Here is a 17,597-nt window from a genome sequence, read left to right on the forward strand (position 1 = left end):
GTGGGTTTGTCGACGCTCTGAGACTGCGCTAAGCAGTCTCTATTGTACTTTTGTATTTATGGTTTCTTTAACCATTTGATCGGCTTTTAAAATTCTTGCTCTTTGATTTTCGTCAACTTTATCAAAATATTTTCCTCCTTCAAGGAAATCTTTTGTTCTGTAAACTCTTGAAAGTTTTCCATATTCATCATTTATATGTCCAACCCAAATCGGATAAAAATTAACTTCTCCTAATTTTACTTTTCCAGTTTTTGTATTTTTTTCTACATTTATATCAAAGGCAACTGATTGTTCTGTTCTAATATCTCCTAAAGCCTCCAAGGATTGGTTTGATACAAAATTTCCACAAGCGTAAGCTATATATCCTTCTTTTCCATTTTCAGCTTTATATCTTTCTGCTGGTTGAACAACGTGAGGATGATTTCCAATAACTACATCTGCTCCCCACTTTATCATATTTCTTGCCAAAGAAATATGTTCTTGGGCTGGATATGATTGGTATTCTATTCCCCAGTGTGGATAAACTATAATAAAATCCGAATTTTTTCTAGCTTCTTTTATGTCTTCTTCTATTATTTTTTCATCCAAATAATTTATAATTTCATTTGGCTTATGATTTACTACTAAACTTTCTAAACCATTAACTCCATAGGTATAAGATAAAAATCCTATTTTCATATTTTTTACTTGAATATATTTTATCCTACTTTCCCCTGCTTTTCTTGTTCCGCAGTGAGCGATTCCTTCCTTATCCATGGCTTCCATTGTATCATAGATTCCTTTTTCTTCTGAATCTAGGGTGTGATTGTTCGCTGTTGAAAGTAAATCAAAACCCGCATCTTTTATATCTTTCAAATATTCAGCTGGGCTTGTAAATTGTGGAAAACCTGAAGGTTGTCTGTCAGGATTTATACTTGTTTCAAAATTTCCAATTGCTAAATCAGAATCTGATATGAATTCTTTTATATATTCAAATTGTCTAGAAAAATCATAATTTCCTTTTCCATAATTTTTTGCGTAATTTACTTGACCCATGTGAGCCATAATATCTCCAAAAGCTTTTATATTTATTTTTTCAACTTTTGAATCTGAATCATTTGTGTTTGAATCTTTTTTCTCAATTTTACTTATATCTATCTTTTTGTTATTTGAATCAGAACTATCGTCGTTTGATTTTTTTCTTTCTTTTATTATAATATTTTCTGCAATATTTGAATTAGAATCAGTTTTATCTTCATTTTTCTTACATGATGTAAAACTAATAGCTAGAAAAAATATAAAAATTACCGATAATATTCTCTTAATTTTTTTCATTTCTACTCCTTTATTTATATAATCATATACAATTATATATTATTCTATAAATAAAGTCATATTAGAATGAAATTTGGTATCTTATTGCAATTATACAAAGAATTACAGCAAGTGGAACATATAAATATCTTCCTAAATTATACCAACCATCACCGTGCTTACTTTCTGCACTTTTATTTATTTCATCCATCAAATCTTCTTTTTTCATTACCCAAAACCATGAAATGGCCCCTATAATTGCAGATATTGGAAGAATATAAATTGTTACAAAATTCATCCATGCTCCCCATTTTGCTATAGGATGTAAAAATAATCCACAAACAAATACAAGAATCATTAGAACAAGTAGGACATTAATTCTTTTTAAATTTTCAAATTTAGATGTTATTGCTTCAGCAACTGTTTCTATCATTGATTGAACTGACAATACTCCTGCAAAAACTATTGCTATATACAAAATAATTGCAAAAATTCTTCCTCCAGCTATTTCTTGTAAAACTTTTGGCAAAACAACAAAAATTAATTTTGGTCCTTGTGATTGGGAAAATCCAAAAGCGAAAGTTGCTGGTAGCATTACGAAAGTTGAAAGCATAGCTGCAACTGTATCAAGGCTTGATGTGATTGTTGATGAATGAACTATATCTTCACCATCTGGAAGATAAGAACCATAAACAACCATTACTGTTGAAACAATTGATAGGGAGAAAAATGCTTGTCCCATTGCACCTATCCACAATTTTATATCCAATAATTTTTCTGGTTCTAAAGTAAAAATAAATTTGTATCCTTCTACTGCCTTATTTAAAAATGCAATTCTTACTGCAAGAATTATAAATAAAATAAAAAATAGAGGCATCATAAATGAATTTGTTTTTTCTATTCCTTTTGTCCCATAAGCTAAGGTCAAAAATACAATAATAACTAATAAAAAATGTTCTTTTGTAAGTGCAAAATCATTTGTAGAAATTGATTCAAACCATACATTCGGATCTTGAGTTAAAAGTGATCCAGTAATTGAATCAAGAAGAGCTTTAAGTACATAAGTAATAACAACTGTATATCCAATAGCTAGTAAAACTACACCAACTAAAGGAATCCACCTTATTATTCTTCCTACTCCTTCTTTATTTCTAGATTTCCAAACTTCTCTAAAAACTCCCATTGGTCCTGCTTTATATCTTCTTCCTACTGCACTTTCTGCAGAAAGACCAACACGACCAAATAAAAATACAAAGAATAAATAAGGAATCAAAAATGATAATCCCCCATTCATTCCAATTTTATAGGGAAAAGCCCATACGTTGGCAAGTCCTACTGCACTTCCAACGCATGCCATTATAAATCCCCATTTGTTACTAAATTTCGAATTATTTTCCATTTTCTTCTCCATAAATTTTAAAAAGTAACTTTAAATACTAAAGCTAAAATTGATAAAACAATTGCTATTGGAACATAAACATATTTTCCAAGCTTGTGCCATCCTTCTCCTGCTTTTTTCTTTGCACCACTATTAACTTCTTCCAAAATTTCATCTTTTTTCCAAAAATAAAACCAAGAAATTGCTCCAATTGATGCTCCTATTGGAATTATATAAATAGAAACAAGATCCATCCATGGACCCCATTTGCTAATAGCTTCCATATTAACGCCAATCAAAAATGTTACAAGACCAATTATAGTCAAAGCAGTAATTCTTTTAATTTTGTTATACCTGTGCATAAGAGATTCCGCTATAACTTCAAACATATTTTGTAAAGAAGAAATCCCTGCAAATACAACCGCAGTATAAAGAATTATAGCAAAAATTCTTCCACCTTTTATATTTTGCAATATAGTTGGCAAAACTTCAAATAAAAGTCCAGGTCCACCAGCTTGTGAAAGACCAAAAACCAAAATAGATGGAACAATTACACAAGATGACAACAAAGCTGCCAAGGTATCAAAAAATGCAGTAGATTTTGCTGCTGATAAAATGTCTTCATTTTTATCTAGATAAGAGCCACACACAATCATTCCACTTCCTGTTACAGAAAGAGAAAAGAAAGCTTGTCCCATTGCATTTTCTATAGTTTTTAAAGATAATTTGTCAAAGTCTAACCTAAACATATATTTATAACCTTCAAGAGCATTTGGTAAAGTTAAAATAAAAATTGCAATAATTAAAAATAAAATAAAAAATGCAGGCATCATAATTTTATTAGATTTTTCTATAGTATTTGCACCCTTCAAACAAGTTAAAAGTGTTACCAAAATTATTATAAAATGATAAATAACAACAGAGTAATCTTTATTTGAAAAAGATTCAAACCATTTTTTACTATTTACAACTAAAAGTTCTCCAGTCAAAGAATCTACTAAAGCTTTTAAAACATAAGAAACTATAACAGCATATCCAATAGCTATAAATAAAGAACCCAACAAAGGCAAAAAGCCGATATTTTTACTAATAAAAGAATGCTCTTTCTTATTATTTTTTGAATTTAAGGCATATTCATAAGAGCCCAAAGTTCCAGTTTCAGCTCTTCTACCTATTGCAAATTCACTTGATAAACCTACATAAGCAAAAAGAGCTACAAAAACTAAATAAAATAATAAGAAAAATATTCCACCTTCTTGGAACTTATAAGGAAAGCCCCACACGTTTGCCATACCAACGGCACTACCTACAGCTGTCAGGATAAAACCCAACCTCGATGAGAATTTTTTTTCTTTGTTCATATTTAACTCCTTTTTACTTTAGCACGCCAAGGCGTCGGCGTACTATTGAACTTGTTTCATTATATCATAAATTTATTATTTGTAAAACAAATTTCAAAAATAATTTAAATATAAAAACAAATCATAATTTCATAAAAGAAAATCTACCAATAGCAATTAAATTTTTCTCATCATCAAAAACATCGCAATCAATATTAGCTAATTTCCTACCAATTTTTTTCGCCTTACATTTTGCAAAAAGATAAGAAGTCTTGCTTGCGGGTCTTAGAAAATTTACATAGCCATCACTTGTTACAAATTCTCCATCAAAATATTCCGACGCTTTTTTGCCACAAGCCGTATCAATCAAAGTCATAGTCAAACCACCATGAACAATTTTATTTATATTCAAACAATACTCTTCAATAGGAACTCTTGTAATTATTTCTCCATCATCATCTTTCACATATTCCATTTTCAAATAATCAACAAAATTCATAAAATATCCTTTCTATTTACAAATCAATTATAACATTTTCTCGATAAATCCTTTAATAGTGATATAATTATTAAATGAAGGATAAATTATGAGAAAAATGCTATTTATATTATCGTCCATGGCAGGAAAAACCGAGTTCGATATTAATGAAAAAGATATAGAAAAAATTTATAATAAAAAAGATTTTGAAGAAAATATTCAAATAATTAGGACTTCTTATGAAGACCACGCAACTGATGCAGCCAAAGCCTTTATTGAAAAATATAAAAATTACAAAAAAACAATAATAGTTGGAGGAGGCGACGGCTCATTAAATGAAATTTGCAATGTGATTTATGAAAATGATTTGGAAAATACAAGTCTTGGTTTAATTCCTATGGGAACTGGCAACGACTTTTCCAAAAATTTTTCATACAAAAATTTCAAAGTAGAAAGTCTATTAAATTTAAAAGAAAAAAAGATTGATTTAATTAAAGTAAATGACAAAGTCGGAATAAACGTCTTATCCCTAGGTTTTGATACGGTTGTTTTAGAAAAAGCCTATGAATATTTAGATAAAAATCCATCTTTAGGGAAAAAAGCATATTTTTTTGGAGTCATTAAGGCATTAAAATATTTGTCATATCAAAATCTATCATTAACTTTATATGACAAAAATTACAAGGAAATAAAGCTTGAAGATGAATTTTTGCTTAGCGCTATTTGCAACGGTGGCTATTACGGCTCAGGATTTAATCCTGCCCCAAGTGCAAAAATTGATGATGGAATTTTAAATTTAGTTTATGCGAAAAAACTTCCAAGTCTCTTGTTGCCATCTTTGATAATAAGATACAAACATGGACTTTTAGAAAATTCAAAATATTTGGATGAAATAAAGGTAAAAAAAGGACAAATAAAATCAAATGAAAAAATTTTAGCAAATATAGACGGAGAAATTTTTGAAAATAAAATAATAAATTTTGAAATTATAGAAAATTGTTTGTCTTGGACTTATTTTGATATGTAATTTTAAAAGGGATTGTTGTAAAATTATGAATAATCATATTCTACAACAATCCCTTTTTTATATTTAACTTTCTAATTTTGACACATAAGGATTATCTTTTATATAAAATCTATACAAAAAATCTCTAGCTTCCTTTGCATAATCAATTCCAATTCTTTTTGCTTTTACTATTTCAAAATCTTTTTTTCCTTCTTCCATATAAAAATCTTTGGAAAAAATATCTTTACCATTAAAATTTTTATCAATTTTTAAGGCTTTTGTAAGTTTTGCTGGGCCATTGCTTAAATTTTTTCTTTGATAAATCGATAGGTCTTTATAATTTTTTCCGAATCTATTTTTTGAAATCAAATCAAAATTCTCCAAAGGCTCAATTGCTCTCAATAAAACTGCCTCTGGTACTCCTTCTTTAACACTCGAAATATTTAAAAGAAAATGAATTCCATAAGTTTGATAAACGTACAAAGTGCCTGCATCCATATACATAATTTTATTTCTGTCAGTTTTTTTGCCTAAAAAAGTGTGGCACGCCCTATCATTTACTCCAAGATATGCTTCTGTTTCCACGATTTTAGCTCTTATAATTTGTCCATCAATTTTTCTAACTAAAATATTTCCAAGCAAATCATTGGCAAGATCTAGTGTATTTTTTCTAAAATATTTTCTATCAAGCATTGTTTTCTCCTTTATAAAAATAGCCCCTAAATCTTTTTGATTTAAGGGTTTAGTCTATCTTTCCATTATTATTTTTTTTATATCACTTGGTTTATTTACAATGAAATCTGCATTTTCAAATTCTTCTTTTTTTCCATAACCATAAGCTACAGCAATTGATTTTATGGCTAATTCATTGCTCGCATCTATGTCATAAGACCTATCGCCTATCATAATAGATTCATTAGCTTTTAAATTATTTTCAAAAAGTAGATGTTCAATTACCTTTTTCTTTGTATTTTTATCATCAGAAGAACCAGAAATATAAGAAAAATATTGCAAAATTCCAAAATATTCCAAAATTTTCTTAGAAGATTCTTCGCCCTTGCTTGTTGCAAGATAAATATTAAAGCCTTTATCATATAAATCTTCTATTAATTCTTTAACTCCCTCATAAAGAGAAGTTTCAAACAGACCATTTTTAAAATAATACTTTCTGTAATAATAAACTCCATCATCAGCTAAGTCTTCTCCCAATTCTTTTACAAAAGAATCTCTCAAAGGTGGACCAATATATTCATAGAGCTTATCTCTTTGATAAGACTTGCCCATTTTTTTTCAAAGCATATTCAAAAGCATTCAAAATCCCGCTAGCAGATTTTGAAATTGTTCCATCAAGATCGAATATAATATTTTTAATCATAAATTATCCTTTCTGGTATATTTTTCCAAACATTTTCAAAATAGGTTTTATTTTCTATTATTTTAATAAAAAATATTATAGAGCTATTTTTTTCCATTTCCTAATTTTTGTCCTAAAAGTTCCAAAAGGTGCAACAGTATTGATGTGAATAAATTTATACACTTCCCAAACAGCCGTTTTTGTTGCATCATCAGCCCATTTTCTCATGTGTGGTTTAAATAATTCATCATCACTTAATAAGTCAATCATTTCATACATTAATTCAATATTTTCTCTTAATTTTTCCTTTAATTCTTTTAGTGATAAATGAGCATAAGTATCCGTAAAATATTGATACAATTCCCCAAGTTGATTCCACTTAAAATCTTCAGATGGCGTCTTAACTTCAAGACCTTTCTTTTCATCATCTTCCCATTTTAAAACTAAATTTGTCCAACCAACTTGATAAGCAAGGTTTTCAGCTGGAGTTCTATCAACTTCATCAACTCTCTTATCTTTCAATTCTTCTGGAATATCATCAAATTCCGAAATATATTTTTCAAATTTTTTCTCAATTTCAGCTTTAAGCTCTTTTTTATTGCTGTAAGTTCTCATAAATTTCTCCAAATTTTTAAATCTCTAAGTTTCTATAGAATTAATTATATCATAGATACTTATTAATAGCTTTTTACAAGAAAAAATTATAAGTATTTAAATTTTCCTAACAAAAAAAGGCTGATTATTATCAACCTTTTAAAAATTATATTAATAAATTTTTTAATCTACTTTTGCCCATATTTTCTAAATGTAAAATATATAAATGGAATCAATATTATTGAAATAAGCAAATATAATATAATTATCATTGGTATTTGCATAAATACATGACCAAAAATTTCATATAATATTGGTAGTTTTATGCAATTATATATATTTACTAACTGATCTGGTGTTATTCTAAATAAATTTTCAAATGGCAAGACTCTTCCAATAAATGGCGATACTACGAATAATATTATTGGAATACACAGGCTTAGAAGTGACGAATGTGTTTTGGCTGATATTAGCATTGTTAATACGCTTGCAAAAATGCTTCCAATATATCCTCCAATAATTATTAGCAAATATCTTTCAAAAAAAGTGTAATTATAAATACAATAACTGTATTCTAATTGAATGGGCGATTTTGCTCCGCTTACACCCATTATCGTAAAAGATATTGCACAAAGACTTAGCATTAATGCCCAATATATAATTGTTGTCATCAATAAGCCTGTTCCTATTTTTATCTTAACTCCCTTATTTTTTCCTAATTTTGTGCTAAAAAAAATCGAATCAGCTTTCAATTTAAAATCTTCAGTAAATATTTCTAATACAAGAAATGATATGCCAATAATCAATATTAATGAGTAGGTTGTTGCATATAAACCCATAGTTATCCACGAATCGGCAGGTTCGTAATAAAAAGGAGTTTTATTTTTTGAAAATTTTTCTTTCAAATATTTCATTTTTTTCTCAGTAACTCCATATTCTTTTACCAATTTTTTTATATTTTCTTTCCTGATATGGTAAATATTTTTTGCTTTGCTGACTTCTAAAAAATCAAATTTTTCATAATCCATTTCACTTCCATAGGACGAAGTGCTTACCATAAAATCTTTTATATCCATATACTCTTGCGTATTTGTAGCATATATTTTTTCTGGAATTTGATTTTTATAAATAGCCTTAATTTTTTTATCTTTTTTTATTACATCTTCAAAGACATCAGAATTTAATTCACCCGCATATTTAGATTTTTTCTCGCTTAGCTTTCTTGGTGCAAATATTCCATTATGGGTATTGCCATTATTATCCACAAAACTTATGCTCCATGCTGCAAATATGCTAAAAGAAACTGCTATAGCAAACAAAAATATCAATAAAATTTTATTCATACGATTGCTAAGTAATAATTTTATCTCATGCCTTATCATATTTATCTCCACTTTCTGTTCTAAAATAATAGAAAAATACATCTTCTAGAGTGATTTCAACGCATTTTGCATTGTTGTCGGGTTTATCTTCTGATAAAATTCTCATTTCAACATATTCTCCACTCTCTTTTACAAAACTAATCGAATCCTTAAATTTGCTTATTACTTTATTTGCTTGATCGGATTTACAACGATAAGTCCATGCTTTATAAGAAATATTTGAACATAATTCGAAAGCACTTCCTTGTTTTATAATTTTTCCATCTTTCATGACAAATATATGTTTTGCAATAGCTTCAATATCAGAAACTATATGGGTAGATAAAAGAACAATCTTATCCTTGGAAAGCTCTCCTATTAAATTTCTAAATTTAATCCTTTCCATTGGATCAAGTCCAGCAGTTGGCTCATCAAGTATAAGTATTTTTGGATCATTTAATAAGGCTTGTACAATTCCAACTCTCCTTTTCATTCCACCCGATAATTTTTTCATTTTTTTTTGACGAATGAATCTGCATTCCCGTAATTTCTAATAATTTTTCAATACGCACTTTAGTCAATCTTTTATTTAATCCTTTTAAAGAAGCTATATAAGAAAGATAATCTTTGACACTAAGGTTTGGATAAAAACCAAATTCTTGCGGAAGGTAGCCAATAATATTTCTATACCTACCATCCATTTCAAATATATCCTCGCCATTATAATATATTTTTCCATCACTAGGTTTTAAAACTGTACATAAGATTCTCATAAGGGTAGTTTTTCCCGCTCCATTTGTACCAAGAAGTCCATATAAGCCATTTTCCATTTCAATTGAAATACTATCGACTGCCACCATACTTCCAAATTTTTTTCTAACATTATTCAATACTAAGCTCATTAAACTTTCCCTCCAAATATTCACTATGATCAAGTAAAACTTTTTGAATAAAATAAAATAATAATAAGGCACACATAATAATGATTAAAATCCATACTATTGGTGTTATTTTTAAATAGAGATTATCATTCAAAATTATTAACATCCATCCCATATTGGCAGCCAAACAAATAATCATTGTCACAAATTGATTTAAATATCTTTTTCTAGAAAAAGCCATCATACAAATGATTGATGAAATCATAATCGGAAATACAAACTGCCCCAAAAGATCTACGACCAATATTTTTTGGATTTCTACCGCATAAACACAAAACACAGTTAAAATTCCTGTATCAATAAGTCCAAAGGCTATTAATTTAGCGGCATATACTCTTCTCAAATCAAAAAGTGAGCTTTTTTCAATTTCCATCGATTTATTTTCAATGTTTTTCCAAAGTTCTGGAATTATAAATATTACAAAAAGTGCCGCCAAAACGCTCAATCCCCTTTGCATATAAACTATTTCTTTTGAAATAGAAAGCCAATATCCTGCAAAAAAAAGCAAAAGCATTTGTGCAAATAACCACTCTTTTTTCATAATTTTAATCTGCAAGGCAATAAATTCAATAAAGCCAATTCTATTTTCATTTTCCTCACTATTAATAAATTCTTTGGCTTTAAAAACTAATTTGTCAATTGCTTCATTGGAAGGCTTTTTTTCATCAAATTTTCCTATATTTCTTAGTATTTTTCCCATTTTTTTATCATACTTGTCTATTTTTTTCATATTTCACCTTCTACATACTTTCTTATCATATCCTTGCCTTTCCTAAGCCTATATTTTGTTAATTCTAATGAAATGCCACAAATCTTTGCAACTTCTTTTTGTTTTCTATCAAAAAAATAATATAGAATTATTACATCCTTAATATCTGATGGCAATTTTTTAACAGCCTCTCTAACATCTAAATATTCTATTTTCCTATCAGATTCTGTACACTCCAAAAACATCTTTTCAGAAAAATCTTCAATATAAAGAGCTTTATTGCTTGTCTTCTTTTTTTCATCAATACATTTATTACGAGCAATTGTATATAAATAATTTAAAAGTTTGCCTTTATGTTTATAATGATTAATTGTTTTTAGAAAAGTTAGAAATACATCCTGCGTTATGTCCTCAGCCGTATTTATATCCAAAGCATGATATTTGCAATAGTTAAATATATTTCCATAATATTTTCGTATTATAATTTCAAAAGCATGGCTATCGCCATTTTTTGCCCTATATATCAATAAAAAATCTACGCTCATGCCTAACAATTCTCCTCAAATAAATCTTGCCCTTTGTAATGTTTAACGATCAAAAACTACAAAAAGATAGTTTAAAAATTTAATTTAAATAAATTATCCTTTAAATTCCATCTACAAGCAAAATTTTATTTTGCAAGTGTTTGAAATTTTTCAAAAAAAAAGACGATGAAGATATACTCTCACCGTCCTATAATTTATATCAGTCTGTAATTCTCTTTTTTTCAATATGATAAGTTGTAAAATTAAATGCGACACAAATAAAAAATAAAAAAGACTAAATATTTCTCAGATAAATAGCCTTTAATATTATTCACACAGAAATAGATTTCTGTATTTATTTTTTAAACATTTCTTAAATAATTCTGTACTATATTTAATTTTGCTATTTTAAGATATAAAAAAATCCTATAATAAAAACAGCACACATAGATAAAACACTCAACCATAATTTATAGCGTTTTTCTATATCTAATAAATTAATATATCCAATCCAACTTGTAATTTGTACAATAAATATCAAAATAACCCAGATGTTATCTAACTTAATCTTCTCATTAGTTACCATCCCAATCAGGATAGTAGCAAGTAAAAATACTATTCCTAATATTTTATTCATATATACACCTAATAACGACTAACTGAAACGATTGATTTAGATATATACCATACATGTCTTTTCCCAAGCCTACTACGATAATGCTTAACTTTTTTTATTGTAAATTTCAAACCATGGCTAGAATCATTAGGAATAAGTAATGTTCCTCCACCAACTATAGTGCTGATTGTTCCAATTACACTTCCTACAACTTGCCCACCAGGAACTCTTGTCAAAATTAAACCTACTACACCACCCACTGTTGCAGTTGTACCGATAGTAGTTTTAAACTCTGCCCATGATATATATACAGTACTATATGAAGTATCTGAGCGAGGTGATATAATAGGATTCTGTTCATCGCTACTTAATGTTTTATTCGTAATGGATGAATAAATTGAACCATCCTTTTTATTTAAGATTAAGTATTCTTCTTCACCAGTAGTATTATTATAAATGGTAACCTTTCTTGTGTTATCATCTTCTTTAACACTAACACGCTCAATTCCATCTTTTGAATTTATTGTAACAGCATCGTTGCCATCTTCGCTTATTGAGTAATCTTGTCCCTCTATTTTCTCTATACCATAATTTTCACTTGCGTATATTGGTGAAATTAGACTTGTAGACATTACTAAAACTGTCAATATTAATACACTCATTCGCTTTTTAAAGTTTTTTATCATAATCTCTAACCTCCTTATTATCAATTATTTGTTTTTCAAATACAAACTATAATACTGTGTCAATTCTTATTCTCAAACTATAATATAAATAAATCTCCGTTCTTGTACCTCTGAGGATTCATATAATTTATCACAATTAAACCTACCTTTATTTTAAGAAATAACATAAATTAGTAATGCATTTTGCTAATTATTACTACAATTTGAATCTAAACATTTATAATGTCCTGTACCATCTAAATCAAATATTTGGTATATACAAACGTCCAAAGCATTTGCTATATCGTTAGCAGTTTTTAGGCTCGGAATCGTTTTTCCTGTTTCTATTTTATTTATACTTGTCCTTGATATTCCCACTTTTTTACCAAGTCTATGTTGTGATAAACCTAGAGGTTTACGGTATTTCTCGATTCTATTATTCATTATTTCACCTTTCTTTGGTTAACTATAGTTTTACACAATCTCATCCAGGTGTCAATAATTCATCATATTTTTTAATTACCTTTTCCTCGTATATTGTTACATAATATCTATGTTAATACTTTTCCATTTTGCCTTATTGCTCTAAGTGTTTCTTTGAATTCTTTTGTCTTTGTTGCTTCTTCTAGTAGGATTTTTATTTCTTCATCTGTTAGTTCTTCTGCATTTTCTATAAAGCTTTCTAAGATTGCTCCTCTTATTATGAGCCTATGAGTTCTTTCTTTTCTTCTTTTCACTATGTCTTGTTTTAATATCTTTTGTTCTTGATTTTTTAGTTGCCTTAATCTTTCTTCTGTATCGTCTATTTTTTCTTTTATTTCTTTTTACTCTTGTCTTATTTGATATAATTTTTTCATACTAATCTCCCTTCTTGCAATAAAAAAGACGATAGAGTTTTTATTTTCTATCGCCTAGGTTATTTATCCTATTTATTCTACACCCATTTCAATTTTGCAAGCTATAGGTATCTCTATAAAAAATACTGTATATTGTCCAAACTCACTTGTTACTCCTATGTCTCCTCCCACATTATTAAGTATTTTTTTTACTATTGATAAGCCTAATCCCATTGATTCTTTATCAGTTGACCTAGCTTTATCCACTGTGTACAATGGATTAAATATTTTATCTAATTCAGATTTCTCTATGCCCTTTCCATTGTCTTTAAATTCTACTATAACTGTATCTGGGTTTTCTTTTGCAATTATATCAATTTCCAATGGATTTTCTCCTCTATATTTTATAGAATTTGAAAACAGATTTTCTAATATAATTTCAAGCATCCTATCAGATAAACCTATAACTGTATTTTCTTTTATATAATTTTTGTAAAATAAATTTTCTATTTCAATTGTAAATGATCTATTTAGTTCATCTACAATTCTATCTAAAGATTCTCTAGCTCTGATATTATTTATTTCTTTGTCATATATACCAAATGATGAATAATCTTTTAGTTGTTTGATTCTATTATTCAATTGTTTAATCTTTTTGTTTATTATCCTTATATATTCATCTTTTTTTTCTTGGCTATCAGCAACGCCGTCACTTATTCCATCTATATGGGCTTGTATTACAGATAAGGGAGTTGATAAGTCATGGCTTATAGATGATATCAGCTCTTCTCTTTCTTCCTTTGCTTTATTTTCTCTTTCCCTATATGCTTTTAAAGACGCTACCAATTTATTAAAATTATCTAATAATTCTCCTATTTCATCCACCCTATCATTTTCTATATATAAATCATATTCCCCTTTAGATAACTTTTTAAAATTATCTAGCAAATTATATATAGGCCTTATAATAATCTTATCGACGTAAGCTAAAAATATAGTCGATATAATGACAATTACTATAGCGATAAAAATAGAAATTGATGTTAAAGATAACAAAAGACTTTTAGGTTCTTTTTCTGGTATTCCTAAAACCAACAAAAATAAAATTGGTATTAGAATGATTGATATGACAAATACTATTAAGTTTTTTTTAAGTGATTTAGATTTCAAATTTATAACCTACTCCCCAAACTGTTAAAATATATTTTGGATTCTTTGGATTATCTTCGATTTTTTGACGGAGTCTGTTTATAGTAACGGTAACAGTATTCAAATCTCCATAACTATCGAAGCCCCAGATTCTATCATATAGTTGTTCTCGACTAAAAACTTGTCTTGGATTTTTAGATAAAAACATCAAAAGTTCAAATTCATTTCTACTTAAATCAAGATCTCTACCATCTTTTTCTACCTTATATTCCTTAGTATATATTCTGATATTTTCTATTTCTATTATTTCAAGATTTTCCTTATTAAAAACTTGGCTTCTTCTAAGTTGAGCATTAACTCTTGCAAGTAATTCTCTTGGCCTAAAGGGTTTGGTAATATAATCATCAGCTCCAAGATCAAGTCCCTTTACCTTATCAAATTCATCAATTTTTGCTGACAAAATCAAAATCGGTATTGTAGATTTTATTCTTATATTTTGGCAGATTTCATAACCATTCATACCTGGAAGCATTAAATCTAATATTACCAAGGACGGCTTAAATTTATCAAAAATTTCTATTGCCTCATCTCCTTGAGAACAAATTTCTACCTCATATAGCTCTTTTTCTAGATAATCTTTTATTATATTTGCCAAGTCAAGTTCATCTTCTACGATTAAAATTCTACTCATCCTATCCTCTCCTATTTTAATATTTCTACCCTTTTAAAATAGGAAATATTGACAAAATATAAGATTAATATACCTATTAAAGATATTGCAATATACAAGCTAAGTTCAATACCAAATTCCCCTTTTATTAAAAGAGATGGTATTTTATAAACATGTCTTACTAAAAATAAATATTTTAATTTTTCAGGACCTATTAAGCTTAGAATATAATATAAAAATCCCATTCCCATAACACTTGAAGCATTTTTTAAAACAAGACCAGCATATACAATAAACATAGCTAAACATATTAGTGGCAAGATAATAGAAATTTCACTAAAAAATACACTAACAAAGCCTCTTATTCTCTCTAACTTTACTCCCCCAAGCAAAATAGCTTGCCCATCGGAAATCAAAACTGTTCCTTCATTAAGCATTATTTTTCCAACCAAAAAAGATGAAATTATATCAAAAATCACTAAGGCTATTAGCCACATGATTATAGTTAATATTTTTGCTTTTATTAAATTTTTTCGATCTCCATTTATCATTATTGATAATTTGATAAGACCTTTTTCAAACTCTATAGCTGTTAAATCTGATGATATATAAATCACAAATAAGACTAAAAACAAAACTGTATCCGGAACTGAAACTAAGGGTAATGACATCCAATTCATATCCGTATGAATAAATTGATTCGCTTTTACTATATGAGAAATTAAAATTATTAGAAAAAATAAATAATAAAACTTATTTTTCCTTTGTTTGTATAACTCAAAATCTATAAATTTTTTCATATCTCACCCTAATATAAAATATCTTTCTTTTCTAAATAAATATTGCTTATTATTAAAGATAAAGCTAATAATATCCCGCTTGCTAATATTAGAATATTAAATTCATTAGCTGACACATTTTTTATCGTTGTAAATTTTTCTCCCATGCTTGTATTAAAGAAAAATATAAGACCAACAATAGAAATAATATTTGCTAGGCTTACATTTTCAATAAATAATCCTATTGACATACTTAATAAGCCGTAGGTAATTGTTGGTAAAAGAATCTTCCCATAAGTTAAGAATGTATAGATTAACTCACTAGCTTTTGTAAATCCTGGTCTTATTAAAGATAAATCACTCATGTTTTTAAAATATAGGATTCCAAATAAATAGCACAAGAGAACAAAAATTGTAGTTGCCATTATACAAAATATTGTAAAGGCAATTTGTTTGCTGATTAAATTTTTAATTCTTGACGGTTCTTTCAATATGCTCAATTTCATTGTACCTGCTACTAGGTCCTTTGTTACTAAGGCATTTGCTAAAATTGGTATGAAAAATATTAATATTTGCATATAAATATCTAAAAGGCTAGCAGGAAAAGTATAAAAACTATCAATATTCCACACGCCTTCTTTTGGATCATACATGGTAATATTCATCCAAATCAAAAGTCCAGCTGACAATAAAAATACATATCCTATCTTTGATTTTATGATTTTCTTTAATTCATTAATAATTAATGCTTTCATTTTTCCCACCTACTTTATCAAAGAACAGTTCTTCAAGATTAGATACATTATTTCCTGAAACTAATTTTTTTACATCACCTTCTATACATAATTTTCCGTCATGTAAAATTCCGACTCTATTGCAAATACCTTCCATTTCATGGAGAAGATGGGATGAGATTATAAAAGTTTTATTAGAAGTTTTTGCCAAAGATACTATAAGTTCGTTTATATCCCTCATACCATACGGATCTAGTCCATTATTAGGCTCATCTAAAATTATTAAATCTGGATTTCCTAATAAGGCATTAGCAATGCCAAGTCTTTGTTTCATACCCATGGAGTATGAGGCAAACTTATCTTTGCTCCTATCTTTTAGACCTACTAATTCAAGTAATTTATCAATATCTTTATCACTAGTGCCATCAATTAGTTTTGCCATCAATTTTAAATTTTCATATCCAGATAGGTTTTCATAAAACTTAGGAGCTTCTACCATAGCACCTATATTTTTAATTGCTTGATCTATATTTTTTATTACAGACTTTTCATTTATTAAAATTTCTCCAGAATCAGACCTAATTAATGATGTAATCATTCTAATAGTAGTTGTTTTCCCCTCTCCATTTGCTCCAAGAAAACCATAAACATCTCCTTTAAACACAGTCATATTCAAATCATTTATAATCTTTCTTTTACCATAAGATTTACATAATTTTTTTATTTCAAGTACTTTTTCGGACATAATTTCCTCCTTTGATGATTCTATTATAAGAGGTAAATATAACAAAACTATAAAAACAACATAATTTTTAACTGATTTAGAAAAAAACAACCAGTAATATTATTTAATCGGTCTTTAAATTTCATATTAAAAAAGCGACTAAACTTATAATTCAATCGCTAAATTTCTTATATATTAAATTGTTTAAGTGAGACTTCTTACCCTTACCATTTTAACCTCCTAATTTTGAGTATAAAAAAAGACGATAGAGTTTTTAATTTCTATCGCCAGTGATTATCTAATATTTATTTTTCTTTAAACTGATTCTATTGTATAGCTTAATAATTCTATTAATCCAATTATAAAAATTAAACTGGGATTCATTACAAACCCCAGTTTCATAATTAGCGTGTTCTTTTAATATAATTTTGATCCTGCTGGAATAT

General features: G+C 27.7%; 21 protein-coding genes and 1 pseudogene. 1 reads left to right on the forward strand and 21 read right to left on the reverse strand.

The window, feature by feature from the left end:
- Window positions 1-39: 39 nt before the first annotated feature.
- The 4 genes from HMPREF2852_RS04810 to HMPREF2852_RS04825 form a co-directional block, all read right to left on the reverse strand.
- Entirely contained in the window at window positions 40-1,314 is a 1,275-nt protein-coding gene (locus HMPREF2852_RS04810; RefSeq protein WP_070606291.1) for a CapA family protein, read from the reverse strand.
- A gap of 61 nt (window positions 1,315-1,375) precedes the next feature.
- Window positions 1,376-2,692: a sodium-dependent transporter gene (locus tag HMPREF2852_RS04815; protein WP_083306966.1), complete on the reverse strand. Its 1,317-nt coding sequence runs from the start codon at window positions 2,690-2,692 to the stop codon at window positions 1,376-1,378.
- 17 nt (window positions 2,693-2,709) lie between these two features.
- Entirely contained in the window at window positions 2,710-4,032 is a 1,323-nt protein-coding gene (locus tag HMPREF2852_RS04820; RefSeq protein WP_070606296.1) for a sodium-dependent transporter, read from the reverse strand.
- Between the two features lie 121 nt (window positions 4,033-4,153).
- Complete coding sequence (locus HMPREF2852_RS04825; RefSeq protein WP_070606298.1) at window positions 4,154-4,510, reverse strand: PaaI family thioesterase; 357 nt, start codon at window positions 4,508-4,510, stop codon at window positions 4,154-4,156.
- An 88-nt stretch (window positions 4,511-4,598) separates the two neighbouring features.
- Between HMPREF2852_RS04825 and HMPREF2852_RS04830 the strand changes: the two genes are divergently transcribed.
- Window positions 4,599-5,516: a diacylglycerol/lipid kinase family protein gene (locus tag HMPREF2852_RS04830; RefSeq protein ID WP_070606300.1), complete on the forward strand. Its 918-nt coding sequence runs from the start codon at window positions 4,599-4,601 to the stop codon at window positions 5,514-5,516.
- 63 nt (window positions 5,517-5,579) lie between these two features.
- Here HMPREF2852_RS04830 and HMPREF2852_RS04835 read toward each other — a convergent pair whose 3' ends face one another.
- The 17 genes and pseudogenes from HMPREF2852_RS04835 to HMPREF2852_RS04910 all read right to left on the reverse strand — a co-directional run bounded on the left by HMPREF2852_RS04835 (window position 5,580) and on the right by HMPREF2852_RS04910 (window position 17,172).
- The gene (locus HMPREF2852_RS04835; RefSeq protein WP_070606301.1) at window positions 5,580-6,188 is read right to left on the reverse strand and encodes a DNA-3-methyladenine glycosylase; all 609 of its coding nucleotides are present in this window, start codon (window positions 6,186-6,188) and stop codon (window positions 5,580-5,582) included.
- Window positions 6,189-6,242: 54 nt separating this feature from the next.
- On the reverse strand, window positions 6,243-6,779 hold the full coding sequence (locus HMPREF2852_RS10265; protein ID WP_261668090.1) for an HAD-IA family hydrolase: 537 nt from the start codon (window positions 6,777-6,779) through the stop codon (window positions 6,243-6,245).
- Window positions 6,754-6,870, reverse strand: a complete 117-nt coding sequence (locus HMPREF2852_RS10270) for an HAD hydrolase-like protein (protein WP_261668091.1) — start codon at window positions 6,868-6,870, stop codon at window positions 6,754-6,756. Before HMPREF2852_RS10270 ends, HMPREF2852_RS10265 begins: the two co-directional genes overlap by 26 nt.
- Window positions 6,871-6,945: 75 nt before the next feature.
- Entirely contained in the window at window positions 6,946-7,464 is a 519-nt protein-coding gene (locus HMPREF2852_RS04845) for a ClbS/DfsB family four-helix bundle protein (RefSeq protein WP_070606304.1), read from the reverse strand.
- A gap of 167 nt (window positions 7,465-7,631) precedes the next feature.
- Entirely contained in the window at window positions 7,632-8,786 is a 1,155-nt protein-coding gene (locus tag HMPREF2852_RS04850; RefSeq protein ID WP_261668093.1) for an ABC transporter, read from the reverse strand.
- Between the two features lie 25 nt (window positions 8,787-8,811).
- Window positions 8,812-9,706, reverse strand: a pseudogene (locus HMPREF2852_RS10225) (ABC transporter ATP-binding protein).
- Window positions 9,687-10,475: a hypothetical protein gene (locus HMPREF2852_RS04860; protein ID WP_070606308.1), complete on the reverse strand. Its 789-nt coding sequence runs from the start codon at window positions 10,473-10,475 to the stop codon at window positions 9,687-9,689. Before HMPREF2852_RS04860 ends, HMPREF2852_RS10225 begins: the two are co-directional and overlap by 20 nt.
- Complete coding sequence (locus HMPREF2852_RS04865) at window positions 10,472-10,999, reverse strand: RNA polymerase sigma factor (protein WP_070606310.1); 528 nt, start codon at window positions 10,997-10,999, stop codon at window positions 10,472-10,474. The genes HMPREF2852_RS04860 and HMPREF2852_RS04865 overlap by 4 nt, the downstream gene beginning before the upstream one ends.
- 382 nt (window positions 11,000-11,381) lie before the next feature.
- The gene (locus HMPREF2852_RS04870; protein WP_004838505.1) at window positions 11,382-11,615 is read right to left on the reverse strand and encodes a hypothetical protein; all 234 of its coding nucleotides are present in this window, start codon (window positions 11,613-11,615) and stop codon (window positions 11,382-11,384) included.
- A gap of 8 nt (window positions 11,616-11,623) precedes the next feature.
- The gene (locus HMPREF2852_RS04875; RefSeq protein WP_004838504.1) at window positions 11,624-12,280 is read right to left on the reverse strand and encodes a hypothetical protein; all 657 of its coding nucleotides are present in this window, start codon (window positions 12,278-12,280) and stop codon (window positions 11,624-11,626) included.
- A gap of 186 nt (window positions 12,281-12,466) precedes the next feature.
- Window positions 12,467-12,703, reverse strand: coding sequence for a helix-turn-helix transcriptional regulator (locus HMPREF2852_RS04880; protein WP_004838503.1), 237 nt, complete (start codon window positions 12,701-12,703; stop codon window positions 12,467-12,469).
- 107 nt (window positions 12,704-12,810) lie between these two features.
- Complete coding sequence (locus HMPREF2852_RS04885; protein WP_232618489.1) at window positions 12,811-13,077, reverse strand: DUF3847 domain-containing protein; 267 nt, start codon at window positions 13,075-13,077, stop codon at window positions 12,811-12,813.
- 111 nt (window positions 13,078-13,188) lie between these two features.
- Complete coding sequence (locus HMPREF2852_RS04890; protein WP_070606312.1) at window positions 13,189-14,265, reverse strand: HAMP domain-containing sensor histidine kinase; 1,077 nt, start codon at window positions 14,263-14,265, stop codon at window positions 13,189-13,191.
- Complete coding sequence (locus HMPREF2852_RS04895; RefSeq protein WP_070606315.1) at window positions 14,255-14,935, reverse strand: response regulator transcription factor; 681 nt, start codon at window positions 14,933-14,935, stop codon at window positions 14,255-14,257. The genes HMPREF2852_RS04890 and HMPREF2852_RS04895 overlap by 11 nt, the downstream gene beginning before the upstream one ends.
- An 11-nt stretch (window positions 14,936-14,946) precedes the next feature.
- Complete coding sequence (locus HMPREF2852_RS04900) at window positions 14,947-15,714, reverse strand: hypothetical protein (protein ID WP_070606317.1); 768 nt, start codon at window positions 15,712-15,714, stop codon at window positions 14,947-14,949.
- An 8-nt stretch (window positions 15,715-15,722) separates the two neighbouring features.
- Window positions 15,723-16,448: a hypothetical protein gene (locus HMPREF2852_RS04905; RefSeq protein ID WP_070606319.1), complete on the reverse strand. Its 726-nt coding sequence runs from the start codon at window positions 16,446-16,448 to the stop codon at window positions 15,723-15,725.
- A complete protein-coding gene (locus tag HMPREF2852_RS04910; protein ID WP_070606321.1) occupies window positions 16,429-17,172 on the reverse strand; it encodes an ABC transporter ATP-binding protein in 744 nt (247 codons plus the stop codon). The genes HMPREF2852_RS04905 and HMPREF2852_RS04910 overlap by 20 nt, the downstream gene beginning before the upstream one ends.
- Window positions 17,173-17,597: the final 425 nt, after the last annotated feature.

Source organism: Anaerococcus sp. HMSC065G05 (assembly GCF_001812365.1).
In the GTDB taxonomy this organism is placed as follows: Bacteria; Bacillota; Clostridia; order Tissierellales; family Peptoniphilaceae; genus Anaerococcus; species Anaerococcus vaginalis.

Coding starts and splice junctions, on each gene's coding strand:
- HMPREF2852_RS04810 (WP_070606291.1), bottom strand. CDS start 1,314: ATGAAAAAAATTAAGAGAATATTATCGGTAATTTTTATATTTTTTCTA.
- HMPREF2852_RS04815 (WP_083306966.1), bottom strand. CDS start 2,692: ATGGAAAATAATTCGAAATTTAGTAACAAATGGGGATTTATAATGGCA.
- HMPREF2852_RS04820 (WP_070606296.1), bottom strand. CDS start 4,032: ATGAACAAAGAAAAAAAATTCTCATCGAGGTTGGGTTTTATCCTGACA.
- HMPREF2852_RS04825 (WP_070606298.1), bottom strand. CDS start 4,510: ATGAATTTTGTTGATTATTTGAAAATGGAATATGTGAAAGATGATGAT.
- HMPREF2852_RS04830 (WP_070606300.1), top strand. CDS start 4,599: ATGAGAAAAATGCTATTTATATTATCGTCCATGGCAGGAAAAACCGAG.
- HMPREF2852_RS04835 (WP_070606301.1), bottom strand. CDS start 6,188: ATGCTTGATAGAAAATATTTTAGAAAAAATACACTAGATCTTGCCAAT.
- HMPREF2852_RS10265 (WP_261668090.1), bottom strand. CDS start 6,779: ATGGGCAAGTCTTATCAAAGAGATAAGCTCTATGAATATATTGGTCCA.
- HMPREF2852_RS10270 (WP_261668091.1), bottom strand. CDS start 6,870: ATGATTAAAAATATTATATTCGATCTTGATGGAACAATTTCAAAATCT.
- HMPREF2852_RS04845 (WP_070606304.1), bottom strand. CDS start 7,464: ATGAGAACTTACAGCAATAAAAAAGAGCTTAAAGCTGAAATTGAGAAA.
- HMPREF2852_RS04850 (WP_261668093.1), bottom strand. CDS start 8,786: ATGAATAAAATTTTATTGATATTTTTGTTTGCTATAGCAGTTTCTTTT.
- HMPREF2852_RS04860 (WP_070606308.1), bottom strand. CDS start 10,475: ATGAAAAAAATAGACAAGTATGATAAAAAAATGGGAAAAATACTAAGA.
- HMPREF2852_RS04865 (WP_070606310.1), bottom strand. CDS start 10,999: ATGAGCGTAGATTTTTTATTGATATATAGGGCAAAAAATGGCGATAGC.
- HMPREF2852_RS04870 (WP_004838505.1), bottom strand. CDS start 11,615: ATGAATAAAATATTAGGAATAGTATTTTTACTTGCTACTATCCTGATT.
- HMPREF2852_RS04875 (WP_004838504.1), bottom strand. CDS start 12,280: ATGATAAAAAACTTTAAAAAGCGAATGAGTGTATTAATATTGACAGTT.
- HMPREF2852_RS04880 (WP_004838503.1), bottom strand. CDS start 12,703: ATGAATAATAGAATCGAGAAATACCGTAAACCTCTAGGTTTATCACAA.
- HMPREF2852_RS04895 (WP_070606315.1), bottom strand. CDS start 14,935: ATGAGTAGAATTTTAATCGTAGAAGATGAACTTGACTTGGCAAATATA.
- HMPREF2852_RS04900 (WP_070606317.1), bottom strand. CDS start 15,714: ATGAAAAAATTTATAGATTTTGAGTTATACAAACAAAGGAAAAATAAG.
- HMPREF2852_RS04905 (WP_070606319.1), bottom strand. CDS start 16,448: ATGAAAGCATTAATTATTAATGAATTAAAGAAAATCATAAAATCAAAG.
- HMPREF2852_RS04910 (WP_070606321.1), bottom strand. CDS start 17,172: ATGTCCGAAAAAGTACTTGAAATAAAAAAATTATGTAAATCTTATGGT.